The organism is Brevibacillus sp. HB1.2, assembly GCF_013332495.1.
Taxonomy (GTDB): Bacteria; Bacillota; Bacilli; order Brevibacillales; family Brevibacillaceae; genus Brevibacillus; species Brevibacillus porteri.
Window position 1 is genome coordinate 70339 of the sequence record NZ_JABMIU010000011.1, and the last position, 13152, is coordinate 83490.

Below are 13152 nucleotides of genomic sequence, written 5' to 3' on the forward strand. Positions count from 1 at the left end.
ATCTGTTTCGTAAGCCGGTTGTACAAGCTCTCCCCTCTTAGTGTAAACCTTCGTCCTTTCTATCGCAAAAAAAGAGGACCCGATCGGCCCTCTTTTAACGAACAATGCACGGAAGTCCACTTATTTCTTGAATTTAACCATGATTGGCTTGCCGTCTTCTAGGTTCATTTCCCCTTTATGACGGACATACACGGTCTGGTTCCCTGGAAATGTCGGTGGATTTTCGGGATCAAAATCCCGCCAGTTTTTTTGCTTGCCAACTGCGTACTCCATGTATGGCGTCGCGTTGACAAGCACATTATTATCATCATCTGCCTGTACATCCGGCGGCAACTGCTCGATTTTTCCATTATGGATGCCGAGCTTCTTAATGACTTTGTCGTGTTGGTAGTCATACGCTTGGATGACGACATCATTACCGTACACTTGCAAGCGCAGTCCTTGCTTGAAAGCCCCTCCATCCGGCGCGACTTTTTCGCCGCCGTCTGGACCGGCTGACATCCATCCCGTTTCAATCCCGCCCGTGTTTACGACGGTAAAACCGCGTTTGTCTCCGCCTTTGACTTTCTTTTTGCCTGCCCAGTCCGGTAGGTTCAGATCCCAATGGGTGTGACTCGTGAAGAAAACGACTTGCGGATAGTCTTTCAAGATGTCAAGGAGCTTGTCCACCTTCAGGTAATCGTTCATGTATGGATTTTGTTTGGAGCCGGAGACACTGTCTGGAAGCACATGGTGGGAGAATACGAAAATGGGCTTGTTCTCGTCCTGCTTGCTGTAATGCTTCAGATTTTCTTTCAGCCAATCCAGTTGCTCGTCGCTCATGTATACTTCATCCCACAATTTTGAATCGTGGTATTTCATGTATTTTTCTGTGCCGAGAAAGAGAAAGGGATATCCATTGATTTCTTTCTGGTGATAGACTTTGTCTTCTCCGCTGAATTCGTAGAAGTTATCGAACAACTCTTCTTCCGTTGTGCCGTTTGGCCAGCTACTTTGTGCAAGCGTTTGGGGATTCTTCCACTTCGGCACATAAAACTCATGATTACCGATGCTGTACCACACGTTTTCAGGGTGAGGATTTTTATCGAGTACATCTTGCACGGCTTGATATTCAAAATCATAGCCGCGAGGAGTAATATCACCGTTAATGATCAGCGCTTCGGAATTTGAATTTTCCTCATTGATGTCTTGCAAAACGTGATCAAAATCTCGGAGGTCTCCTTGGATGTCACTGATCACGTCAAATGTCATCGTCATCTTTTTCTCTTTTGCATGAGCGGAATCATCGACTGGAAGGATTCCACCCAACAAGATGGCAGAAGCAGCTATACTTGATACCATTTTTTTCATTACGGATCACTCCTCATCTGTTTTCGTCACGACACCCACCCGAATAACCAATATTATCCTGCTATCATTCCGCCTTTCTGTTGTTTTCCCTGTGTTTTGTTGTTTTTTACACCATAAATAGTAGATGTCCAACATAAAGAAAACGTTAAAACAACATTAAGATTGCGAGAATGTAGTAAAAGGGTACTTAATACCTGCCTGTTTACAGAAAAAAGGCACAGGATCCTAACCGAATCCTGTGCCGGGGAAATCTTGTAAACAAAAGAAAAAAATCCACCCGATTTGAGTGGACTTTCGTTATAGCTCGTTATTTCGCTTCCTTGATGTGGAACACGCATTTGTCTCCGCCTTTTGCCATGCACGTGGTTTGCTCGACATTGGCATTCAAGACCCGACGGAACAACGAGAGTTCACAGCTACACGCTTGGTTGAATTCACGAGCTACTTGCGAGATTGGGCAATTGAACTCCTGAATCCGATAGCCGTCTCCATTTTCGTCCTTTTCCCATTCCACCATGTAGCCTTTATCGTTTTGCAGCTCGGCTAGCTTGGCTACACGCTTTTCCAAGTCACCTTGCATGTGGGAGCGATAAGTCTCCTCCAAGCGATTCTCGCGGCGTCTAAATAGCATTTCTATTTTGGACAAACCATCGATTTCCTTTATGTCTTGTAAAAAATCTAATGTCAAATGAGAATAATTGCGCGGGAACAGTTCGTCTGCTTCCTGCGACAATGAATAAACATTCGTTGGGCGTCCCATCGCTTGGCGAACAAGCGTAGACTTGATCAAATTATCTCTCTCCAGGGTGTTCAAATGACGTCGAACCGCCATTTCAGTAATCCCTAGCTCGACGGCCATGTCGCTGACAGGGAGTGAACCTTTGACCTTGAGCATGTGCAGGATTTGATCACGAGTGGACGTTCCTTCGTTTGTCATACGTATCACCGTCCTTTCTCCCTATTGTAGTGGATCAAGACGTTTTAGTAAACAAACGAAAGTCTTTTGTATAAAATATCCGCTACCTAGTGTTGGAATGAAAACATTTTAAAACAGTTCTTTTTTCAAGAAGGCTCTCACCTGTGGCTCAAACTGACGAATGGCACCGGCAGCTTCTTCTACCAGGCTGTACATCTCATTGACCGGCACACTTGTATAATCATTAACCAGATGCTTGCGGAAATCAGTAACACGTGTCAGGATCAAAGCCTGTTCATCCGTGATGACTTGCTCATCCCGCAAAATTTCCACGATGTCGCTGTAGCTTCCTGGATCGCGCATAATGAATCCGTCGATCAGCGCGTTTCCGACATCCACTATTCCTTCGATAGACAAGTGCAGGGCTCGCTCCATCGCTGCAACAGCTACTTCATCTGCCAAAACCGCTTTGGCTCCTCGTTCGCTGAGCTTGTCCAACAGATCAAGCATACGAGACATATGTTCCAATACTTGGTCGATTCGTTTTGTATTCACGTCGTACATATATTTCTCCTTACTTTCGCTTTTTTGATTTGCGTTTTGAGTAGTAAACGGTAAACACAAATGTTAGCACCAGGACGAGAAGCACCAATTCCCCTTCCTGCAAATAGGAATTGCTCACCGGTTTCACCTCTTTTCATCCCTCAGTATACCAAATTTGTACGACCTGTCACGAATCACGTTCGTCTTTTGATCACGCAGTTGTGATCGTTCACTTTATGTTACAATGATGGGGTGAATTTTTGTCGGCAAGCATAAGGGGAGGAACACACTGTGGAACGCGAATTGGCTCTGGAAATTGTGCGGGTAACGGAAATGGCTGCACTCGCCTCTTCTCACTGGATGGGACGCGGGAAAAAGAATGAAGCAGATGGAGCAGCGACCAGCGCCATGCGCGCCATGTTTGATACGATTAACATGAGGGGTACCGTCGTCATTGGCGAAGGTGAACTGGATGAGGCCCCCATGCTCTATATCGGTGAAAAGCTCGGTAATCCGGAAGCAGGCGGGCCTGAGGTAGATGTGGCGGTTGATCCGCTAGAAGGAACGACGATTGTCGCCAAGGGTCACAACAATGCCATGTCTGTTATCGCCATCGGCGACCGTGGAACACTGTTGCATGCACCAGACATGTACATGATGAAAATGGCCGTCGGCAAACGTGCTGCCGGACAAATCAACCTTTACGATCCCGTGGATAAAATGATAGAGGTTGTAGCAAAAGCAAACAACAAGCGCGTGCAAGATGTAACGGTCATTATTCAGGAACGCGACCGCCACCAGGCGATTATTGACGCCATTCGTGAAAAGGGTGCGCGAGTGAAGCTTTTTGGAGATGGCGATGTAGGTGCTGCGATTGCTGCCTGTCTGCCGCATACAGGGATTGACCTGTTCTTGGGTATCGGTGGTGCGCCTGAGGGCGTGATCAGTGCCGCGGCGATCAAGTGCCTGGGTGGCGACATGCAAGCCCAGCTCAAGCCGCAAAACGACCTCGAGCGCGAACGCTGCATCAAAATGGGGCTCGACAATCCGGAACAGCTCTTGACGCTGAACGATCTGGTCAAAGGGGACGACGCCATTTTCGCGGCAACAGGCGTCTCTGATGGAGAGCTGTTGCAAGGCGTGCGCTATCTCGGTGATGATATGGTGGAAACTCATTCGATCGTCATGCGTGCCCAAACCAAAACCATTCGCTTTGTCCGCGCTGTACACAATACCGAACACAAACCAAATCTTTTATGGAAGTAGAGGGATACCTATATGGCAAATGATTTGTTTTACTTGTACGACGAAGCTGAGGATACGCGAACGCGCTTTGTCAGCTTCACGGGCGAAGCTACACGTTTTGACCTCGCGATTACAACGACCAACCGTTTTTATGGGAAGGCGATTGTCATCAACATTCAAAATGGACGCTCCGCTATTATTGGACATGATGATCTGGAAGAAGAAGGCTATCTGGAATTCGCGTTCAACTTGAACGAGAGTGAAGCAGAAGAATTGAAATCATTTTTGGAAGCAGCTATTTAATTCACCAAAGGAAGAGCGATTGAGGGCTCTTCCTTTTTTTATTTGTAGCTCCCGCCCATTTCCTACTGGACAATGCTCCTTACAGGCGTATGCCTCGTATACTGCTACTGCACAGATGCACAGACAGATAACGAGAGGAGTGCGAATCGCATCATGCAATCTTATCCATACGACCAAAGCTCATACGATCAAAACTCATACGACCAAAGCTCATACGACCAAAACCAATACCATCAAACTCAATATGATCAAAACGAATACGATCAAAACCAATTTGTTCCCGCTCAATATGACCAACCACCTTATTACTCAGCAGACCAGGATTTTCGATACATTCCAGAAGATCAGGCACATCCAGTCTTTTTCCGAAGAAGACGAGGTCCTGAAGTCGTTGTCGTCCCACAGCCATATCCTTGGTGGGGATGCAATACATGCTGGCCTGGCTATTGGCCCACATGGGGCTGGCCTGGTTGGGGACCCGGTGGCTTTGGTGGTCCTGGTGGTTTTGGTGGACCCGGTGGTTTTGGTGGTCCCGGTGGTATTGGTGGACTCGGTGGTATTGGCGGACCCGGTGGTTTTGGCGGACCCGGTGGTTTTGGCGGACCCGGTGGTTTTGGCGGCGGTTTTTAGATCGAAAAACGAAAAGAGCCCTGACATACAGGGCTCTTTTTTATGCTTCGGTTATTCTGAGTCATTTTTAGGATTCACGTTTCGGCGTATTTGGTCCTGTTGGGACTTTATCGCGTTCGCGATTGGGTTTCAATTGATTGGGACGGCGCTCTCGTGAGTTGGAATCCTTGCCGTTTTTATCGGGTCGATCCTTTTGAAACTTTGGCTTCTCCCCGCGCTCGTTTCTCCCTGCCCCATTGCGATCAGCGCCAGCATTGTTCTGGCGATCCTGTTTATTTTGACGCGGGTGATAGCGTCTGCGATCTTTTCGTTCTACAAAAGGCGAAGAGCCACCCTCTTCACGGGGGATGTCCTGACGAATATCAATGATGACATCAAAGCCAGCTTCGTCATGCCCGCTCTGGTCGTCACCGTTGCCAACGTTTGCTTTTACCTTGCGTAAAACGAAGTACGGACAACCAAAATTGCAGAACTCATGCAGGTACTCATCCAAAGCGGCGATCCGCTGCTCGAACGGTACTTTGCGATTAGCGTCAGTATAAAACCCACGAAGACGAAGCTGACCATAGCCCCAGTCCCCTACAATATAATCGTACTTGTCGAGGATGTCGCTATAGCGCTCCTTGAACGCTTCAAGGTTCCAGCCGTCTCGATTTACTTCCATGACTTCATAAGTACCGGCTTGCGTGCGAATCAAACTCGCTTCCTCCTTACGCATGTATACTATGTCCATCTTATCATATTTCACGCAACATGAGCTAAATTTCCCACGATAACTGACCTGTGCCTTTGGACATTCTATCGTGTAGGGGGTGTTACCATTGAAAAAGACATGGTTGTATCCTGCGATTGCAGGGATTGCGCTCTTAGCTACTGGTTGTTACAACAATGCTGCGCCTAACTACACGCATCCGAACAAGACGATGTCGTACCAGTCTGCTCCGCACGTTCGAAATTTTGATGGAATGCACGTCCGTAACTACGATGGCATGCGCTCGACAAACATTGACGGGTATCATCACACTCGTAATTACAATGGGACAAGCACCACAAATTTCGACGGCATTCACACCCGCAGCTACGATGGCATGCGTGACGGGCTTCACGTCCGCAACTACGATGGCATGGGACTGACCAACAATGCTGGGATTAACAACGGTGTCTATCCAAATGGTACCTCTCCACGAGCAAATGTAAACAACTACAACGCCTTCACCAGCGGGATGAGACCGTACAATGCCTTTACGGATCATAAAGCTGGTATGGGTACGGGTACAGCAGGTGTTTACAATACTCCGACTGGAAGACACCATTCCATTTATCAACAGCATTCTTGGAATCGCGGTGGAGCAGGAGTCATGCAAACCGGAATGCCACGCATGGGCTATGCGCAGACTGACCGTCAGCATATGAAAACCGCCAGTGTAACAAACGTCTATGTAGACCGTGATGCATTGGCAAAAGCTGTAGGGAATGTCACTGCCAGTTGCCCTGGCGTTCAGCGTTCTACGGTCTTGGTAACGGATAAAGAAGTTTTTGTAGGTGTGCACACACAAGGAGCAGATGCTCACACAGCGAAAAAACAGGCAAAAATGAACGCTGAATCGGTTTCCCCACGCTATTACAAAGTGTATGTTACCGATAATCCGAATGACATCCAAGAAATCGCTCGTGTAGCAAGCCGCTCCAGCAACGTGAGTACAGCACGTACAGAAGATGCGAAAAGCATTGAAACGCTTATCAAACGTATGGGTGGAACATCCCATAACGTGAAGGCAACTCACAAAGCTACAACCAGTCGCTAAAGCCCTCTCCCCCATATAGTGAAAAACCCCCTCTTTTCCGCTCGTGTAGGGCGGCTGAGGGGGTTACTTATTATTGCGCTTTCGGCATGGATTCTTTCGCAATCGTTTCCTTCGCGGCACTCGCCTGCTCGTGAGCGTGGTACGAGCTGCGTACTAATGGACCTGACTCCACGTGACTAAAGCCACGCTTCATGCCTTCATCCTTCAAGTGAGCGAATTCATCTGGATGATAAAATTTTTCTACCTTCAAATGCTTCTTGGTCGGTTGCAAATACTGGCCAATCGTCATGATGTTGACATCGACAGAACGCAGGTCATCCATCGTTTCGATGATTTCCTCCATCGTCTCGCCTACACCAATCATCAGACTGGACTTCGTCGGAATGCTCGGCTGGAATTCCTTCGCCTTTTTCAACAGTTCCAGCGTCCGATCGTACTTGGCTCTTGCCCGTACGCGATCTGACATCCGGCGAACCGCCTCAATGTTGTGGTTTAGTACGTCAGGCTTTGCGTCCATGACCACTTTTAACGCATCCCAGTTCCCCATAAAATCGGGAATCAATACTTCTACAGAGGCAAACGGCAGTCGACGACGAATCGCACGAATCGTATCGGCAAAAATCTGTGCGCCTCCATCTGCCAAATCATCACGAGCAACGGAAGTAACAACGACATGCTTCAAACGCATTTGTTCTGCTGCTTCTGCTACACGTTCTGGTTCAGCTGTATCCAGCTCCGTCGGTAGTCCCGTTTTTACTGCACAAAACCGACAGGCTCGGGTACATATATCACCCAAAATCATGAAAGTTGCTGTACCGCTTGCCCAGCATTCATGAATGTTGGGGCATTTTGCTTCTTCACAAACGGTATGTAGCGTCTTCGTGCGCATGGTTTGCTTAAGCTCTTTAAAGCTGGCTAGTTCTGATCCTGAAACAAGGTTGATCTTGAGCCACTCCGGCTTGCGTTGCGTCATAGGGCTCACTCCTCATGTGACATCATGATACAAGACAATAACAATCTCCATTATAGAGGTTGGATTTCGGAGGGGCAACCTCTTTCCTCCCCCGGAAACAATTACCCGATCCGATGCACGGTATGACGGTTCTCTTGACGAAGCAATGGCTCCAGCATACGCAGCTCTCGTTCATGACAGGTGAAAAGAAACACTTGCTGTTCTTGTGCCAGCATCGCGACATAGTCAAGCGTTCGACGCAGACGCTCTTCATCATAATGGACAAAATGATCATCGAAAAACAGCGGCAATGGCTCCGACTGCTTGGCATGATGCACCAATGCCAAACGCTGGGCAAGGTATAGCTGATCAATGGTCCCCGTGGAACATTGGTCCTGTTCGAGCACCATTTGTTTGGTCGGCGAAAGCAAACGGATGGCAAATCCGTCACGGGGATCGAGTCTGACATCCCGATACGCTCCCCCTGTAATATGCTCGATGATCTCCGAAGCCTGCTGATTTACAGCAGGAGTGCTATCCCGTCTCCATTCCCCTACTGCCTCCTGGAGCATTTCCCGAGCCAGCTGAAGGGCATCCCGCTTATTTTGCAGCTGACGAAGTGCTGCCTGCGCTTCCTCAAGCTCATCAGTCGCGCGAGATAATGACAGGCTCTCATGAACCGCCATCTCCCCATTTCCTCTAGCCATTTGTTCCCGCAGCTCCTGCAGTCTCTCCTCAATCTCCACCATCTCGATACGCAATTTGCCTTGCTCTGTCTCAAGCGCGTTTTTCTCCTGATCAAGTAGGGTTCGAAGTGCCTCCCCCCAGCTTGCAGACAGATTAGCCTCCTGCTTCGTTTTCGCCATCTCGGATAGTAGCTGCTCAGATTGTTGCGTGCGCGTGCTTTTCAGTAGCTCTTCCCGTCTTTCCAAAAATGTATCCCAATTACTCGCCCCCCATTTCTGAACAAGTATGGCGAGTTCAGCATCGAGCGAAGCGATCTCTTCTTGTACTCTTTGACTTTCCTGTACCGTATCATTTTCTGCTATCTGTTTCGGTTCGCCCGTACTCCCTTTTACTCGCAGCAAGAAAACCCCAAAGCCGAACAGCAACAAAGCGGCAGTCACAGAAACTCCTCCCAGAACGGGATGTCCACTCACGAAGCTGATTACCCCGAGAACAGAGAATATCCCTGCGCCGCCCCACATGAGTGCAGCTCCCCGCTTCCTTTTCGCCTGATTGCCTTGGCGAGTCCTTCGTGATGCTGTACTTCGCGGACTTGTAGAAAGGGCCGATACAGCCAGTGACGCCAAACGAATATGCAATGCTTCTCGCTGTTTGAGCAATTGTACGCCTTTTTCATAATCGTGCTGTAAGGGTATGAGCTGGTCATCACTCTGTTGTACGGCTACCGTCGGCATGTTTACCTGAGTGAAATCACGTCTTACCTCTTCGTGAATAGCCAGCTCGGCTTCAGAGCGAGCCGTTTTCTCCCACCACGTCCAGTCTTGTTGACTGACAGGGGCATGGCTTCGTTGCCAGCGTTCCTGCAACGCTTTTGCTTGTCCGGTTGAGCGATCCAGACGCTGCTCCAATCTGCTGCGCCGCAGTTCTAATTGCTGACATTCTTCTGTGGCTTCCGCTATTTGCAGCGTCAGTTGGCTGATCGTTCGCCACGCTTCTTTTGCGTTTTCCTTCTCCTGCTCTTTTTGCGCCACCTTCGTAGCGGCTTTTCCCAAAAGTGTATTTTCGGCCCGTTCTTTTTTGCCGATGACTGCAACCTCCCGATCCAGCTCCGCCAAAATTAGTTGGACAGCCGGATTGGCTTCTTCCGCAGTCGTAAAAGTCGGAATCAAATGCTCAGCCGCCTGAAGCGGTTCCCTCCTGATCCACGTCAAATCCGTAAATAGACTGCGTGTAAGGCCCGTATGCTTTTCGATAAAATTCCGTTCCTTGCGTCTGTCTTCCAAATAAAGATCAGTCATTTCCGTCCATTCGGGGTCCAAAAAGAGGCGCGCATCCTCCCGTTCCTTCGTCAACTGACGATGGAGGCGATAGGTTTTGCCCGCTAATTTGTACGTAATGATCGTTTCGTACGCACCACTCTGCCACGGACGGTATTTTTCATATTCAGGCAAGTATCTCGCCGATTTGACGTAATCACGCTTCATTCCATACAAGGCAGCGAAAATACCTTGTAGGATCGTTGATTTTCCTGACTCATTAGGGGCATAAAACAGATTGATGCCTGGAGCAAAACGAAAGGTAGCATCCTGCCATTTTCCGAAGCCCCCCAGCACTAGCTCCTCTATTTTCATCGAATGGTCCCTCCAATCCGCGCCAAAGCCTCTTGCTTGGCTAATCTGACGATTTCTCGCTCGTCCTCATTTTGCGCACGGGACTCCGCCTCTGCCAGCTTGGAAAGCCATCTCCCCCAGACGCCACCCTCTGCGATCAGCTTGTCCTCATCCACATCAGGCCAGGTCCGGTCTGTCAGCTGCAGCACAAAAAAACGGGAAAATCGCTGTTGAAGGACGGACAATGGAGGCTGAAAATGCGCAGCACGTTCTCCAGTCAGCGTGATGTACATCATATCGGAATCCTTTTCCTCTGCGAGTTGCTGCTCCATCCGATCAATGAGCTGCTCAGTCGTTTCGACTCCATTCCCTTTGATATCCAGCTTTCTAATTTTGCGTGACTGGACAGGAATCGCCGTGAGCCGCAATCTGCCATCATGATCTAGCTCTCCATACAAAACATTACGTTCTCCCGCTTCCTTACTCGTCAATCCTTCTGGAGAGCCGGGGTAAGCTGCGAACGGTTGTTTTTTGACAGGATGTATGAATTGCTCCGGCTTGTGAATGTGTCCCATCGCAACATAGTCCATGCCCGTCTGTACGAGCTGCTGCAAGGTGACAGGCGCATACGGATGATGCTCTTCGGTACCTGAATCGGAAAGCACACTGGCATGCAGAACCATCAAATGATGGGTATACCCTTCCAATTTGCCTGGAAACGTCTCAAGTGGCGACTCGTACACATGTGGCTGCCCAAAGCCCCAGCCATAGATCACGCACGACTTTTCGGGAAATTCATACACACCCCACTCGGGTGTAAACCAGTAGACGTTCCCTGACCATTCCAACGTTTGATAAAACGAATCTGCTCGCCACGGATCGTGATTGCCAGGTGCGATCACAACAGGAATTGGTGCGATGCTGGCAAAAAGATCACGTAAAAACATCGCAGTTGATCGTCTTCCCCCGTGGTATTCCAGCAAATCTCCGGCAATGAGCCAGAAGTCTGCTTCCTTTTCTCGGACGAGGTCACGGATTCTTTTCATCGTTTGACGAAAATCATCCTGACGCAGCTCGTAACGCTCCCCCAACATTTGAAGCGGCGCATCCAGATGGACATCCGCTGTATGAATAAATGACAGCACGATCAATTCCACTCCTCACATGAAACAGACGAACATACTTTCCCTTTATGATACAGAGGAAAAGGCTGGATGAAAAGCATCTATCAGAACGAAAAAACTTCCGCCAGCAGTGACGGAAGTTGGGGGGATTTGGTTTTTACTTGAGCAAACGAAGGAATTCACGCATGAAGCCTGGCAGGTCTGGCCATGCATGTCCGGAAACAAGATTGCCATCGACATGGAGCGTTTCTGTTTGGTAGATCGCTCCGCACGCCTCTACATCGGGTCTGCATGCCTGGTAAGCTGTGATTTCACGTCCGGCTAAGTGCTCGCGAACGATGGTCAATACTTGGGAACCATGGCAGATGGCTGCGACTGGCTTGTTGGTCTCGAAAAAGTGCGCCACAATCGGCTTCAAGTGCTCATTGAGCCTGATATGCTCAGGTGCCCGTCCACCCGGAATAATCAAGGCGTCAAACGCCTCAGGGTTAATATCTGAGAATGCAGCATGGGCGGGAAGCTGATAAGCTGGCTTTTCTGTGTATGTCTCACTGTGTGCTTCGAAATCATGGCAAACGGTGTGTAGGGTTTTCACGCTGGGTGCTGCAATGACCGTTTCATACCCTTCTTCCAAGCAGCGGTAATACGGATAGAAAACCTCCAGTGCTTCTACAGCATCACCTGTTACAATCAACACTTTTTTGCTCATCACACAGCCTCCTCATGACGATTTTTAAGGAATACACTCCTCCTGATTTCAATTCTTTGGCTGTACGGTATGCTCCTGCCTCCTATCCTGCAAATTTACAAAACTTTCCTCGACAACAACCAAAACGCTTTCCAAAAGTATCTTGGATAATCCACTCCAACTGGCAGAAACTACAACAAAAGACTACGAGGCTGGAGGGAGACGGCATGCGAGTTTTCCGCCTAATCATTCAGATCAGCTTGTGCGTGGTTGCAGCTATTTCACCACTAGAATCCGTCGCCGGAGTTGCTCCTTCCGCCAATGAGCAAGACCCGGTTCTGCAAGAGCGCTTGCAAGTTTTTTTGCGCTTGGAATCGATGTACGGCATTCCGTGGAATTATTTAGCAGCCATTGATCAATACGAGCGAACCATGAAAATACGCCGGAAGAAGCAGGAGCAAGAAAACGTTTCACGACTAACAGCCGTGGACATTCCAAGCGATCGTTGGGCAGGTGCATTCAATCCTGATGCAGAGGATACGAATCCGGTATCCATCCAATTTTTTAAAGGCATCGGGATGGATGGAGATGGCGATGGTGTCGCAGATCGTCACAACGATCTCGATGCACTCACTACCTTCATTCACTACCTATCCCAATACGGCTTCTCCCACGAGGATTGGCAAATTGGTCTTTGGTCGTACTACCAGCGGGATCGTTCTGTGAAGACGATCAGGCAGTTCGCGCAGGTGTATGCAAAGTATCACCATCTGCACCTGGATGAGCGGCATTTTCCTATCCCCGCGAGGTACGATTACAGCTACCGCAGTACATGGGGGGCTCCACGTGGCTGGGGTGGTCGTCGGATCCACGAGGGGACCGATATTTTTGCGAGTCACGGCACCCCAGTACTCAGCACAGCGTACGGAGTCATTGAGGTAATCGGCTGGAACAGGTTTGGCGGATGGCGGATCGGCATGCGTGACATGGGCAATGTGTACCATTACTTCGCACATCTTTCCTCGTTTAAAAAGGGATTGAAGCCGGGTGACATCGTGGAGCCAGGAGAAGTGCTCGGATATATCGGCAGCTCTGGATATGGGAAGCCCGGCACCTCAGGCAAATTCCCTCCCCATTTGCACTACGGTATGTATCGGGAAACAGGTGGCGCAGATTGGTCATTTGATCCTTATCCGTATTTACGTCGTTGGGAACGGCAAAAGAAGCGGCAATGAAGCCGCTTCTTTTTTTATGGGCAGCTCTTTTCATTGACAGACATCATCCGTAAAAATACAATAA

13 protein-coding genes are annotated in these 13152 nt (G+C 49.0%); 5 read left to right on the forward strand and 8 right to left on the reverse strand.

The window, feature by feature from the left end:
* Nucleotides 1-120: 120 nt before the first annotated feature.
* The 3 genes from HPY28_RS21895 to HPY28_RS21905 form a co-directional block, all read right to left on the reverse strand.
* The gene (locus HPY28_RS21895; protein ID WP_174231397.1) at nt 121-1350 is read right to left on the reverse strand and encodes a DUF4073 domain-containing protein; all 1230 of its coding nucleotides are present in this window, start codon (nt 1348-1350) and stop codon (nt 121-123) included.
* A 307-nt stretch (nt 1351-1657) separates the two neighbouring features.
* Nucleotides 1658-2287 carry a helix-turn-helix transcriptional regulator gene (locus HPY28_RS21900; RefSeq protein WP_026043310.1) on the reverse strand — a complete coding sequence of 210 codons (630 nt, stop codon included), beginning with the start codon at nt 2285-2287 and terminating at the stop codon, nt 1658-1660.
* Between the two features lie 108 nt (nt 2288-2395).
* Nucleotides 2396-2830: a DUF86 domain-containing protein gene (locus HPY28_RS21905; protein ID WP_017251369.1), complete on the reverse strand. Its 435-nt coding sequence runs from the start codon at nt 2828-2830 to the stop codon at nt 2396-2398.
* A gap of 270 nt (nt 2831-3100) precedes the next feature.
* Here HPY28_RS21905 and glpX point away from each other — a divergent pair, with 270 nt between their 5' ends.
* The 3 genes from glpX (at nt 3101) to HPY28_RS21920 (ending at nt 4987) form a co-directional block, all read left to right on the forward strand.
* Nucleotides 3101-4075 carry a class II fructose-bisphosphatase gene (gene glpX, locus HPY28_RS21910; RefSeq protein ID WP_173622943.1) on the forward strand — a complete coding sequence of 325 codons (975 nt, stop codon included), beginning with the start codon at nt 3101-3103 and terminating at the stop codon, nt 4073-4075.
* Nucleotides 4076-4087: 12 nt separating this feature from the next.
* Nucleotides 4088-4357, forward strand: coding sequence for a DUF3055 domain-containing protein (locus HPY28_RS21915; RefSeq protein ID WP_017251371.1), 270 nt, complete (start codon nt 4088-4090; stop codon nt 4355-4357).
* A gap of 153 nt (nt 4358-4510) precedes the next feature.
* Nucleotides 4511-4987, forward strand: a complete 477-nt coding sequence (locus HPY28_RS21920) for a hypothetical protein (protein ID WP_174231398.1) — start codon at nt 4511-4513, stop codon at nt 4985-4987.
* Nucleotides 4988-5054: 67 nt separating this feature from the next.
* On the opposite strand, the gene HPY28_RS21925 is transcribed toward HPY28_RS21920, so the two are convergent.
* Nucleotides 5055-5720, reverse strand: coding sequence for a YutD family protein (locus HPY28_RS21925; protein ID WP_174231399.1), 666 nt, complete (start codon nt 5718-5720; stop codon nt 5055-5057).
* A gap of 79 nt (nt 5721-5799) precedes the next feature.
* On the opposite strand from HPY28_RS21925, the gene HPY28_RS21930 reads away from it, so the two are divergent.
* Complete coding sequence (locus HPY28_RS21930) at nt 5800-6792, forward strand: YhcN/YlaJ family sporulation lipoprotein (RefSeq protein ID WP_174231400.1); 993 nt, start codon at nt 5800-5802, stop codon at nt 6790-6792.
* Between the two features lie 70 nt (nt 6793-6862).
* Here the strand turns inward: HPY28_RS21930 and lipA are convergent, their stop codons facing one another.
* The 4 genes from lipA to HPY28_RS21950 form a co-directional block, all read right to left on the reverse strand.
* The gene (gene lipA / locus HPY28_RS21935) at nt 6863-7765 is read right to left on the reverse strand and encodes a lipoyl synthase (RefSeq protein ID WP_017251375.1); all 903 of its coding nucleotides are present in this window, start codon (nt 7763-7765) and stop codon (nt 6863-6865) included.
* A 101-nt stretch (nt 7766-7866) separates the two neighbouring features.
* Complete coding sequence (locus HPY28_RS21940; RefSeq protein WP_174231401.1) at nt 7867-10062, reverse strand: ATP-binding protein; 2196 nt, start codon at nt 10060-10062, stop codon at nt 7867-7869.
* A complete protein-coding gene (locus HPY28_RS21945) occupies nt 10059-11186 on the reverse strand; it encodes a metallophosphoesterase family protein (protein WP_174231402.1) in 1128 nt (375 codons plus the stop codon). The genes HPY28_RS21940 and HPY28_RS21945 overlap by 4 nt, the downstream gene beginning before the upstream one ends.
* Nucleotides 11187-11322: 136 nt before the next feature.
* Complete coding sequence (locus HPY28_RS21950) at nt 11323-11874, reverse strand: DJ-1/PfpI family protein (protein ID WP_017251378.1); 552 nt, start codon at nt 11872-11874, stop codon at nt 11323-11325.
* Between the two features lie 206 nt (nt 11875-12080).
* Between HPY28_RS21950 and HPY28_RS21955 the strand changes: the two genes are divergently transcribed.
* Nucleotides 12081-13088, forward strand: a complete 1008-nt coding sequence (locus tag HPY28_RS21955) for a M23 family metallopeptidase (RefSeq protein ID WP_017251379.1) — start codon at nt 12081-12083, stop codon at nt 13086-13088.
* Nucleotides 13089-13152: the final 64 nt, after the last annotated feature.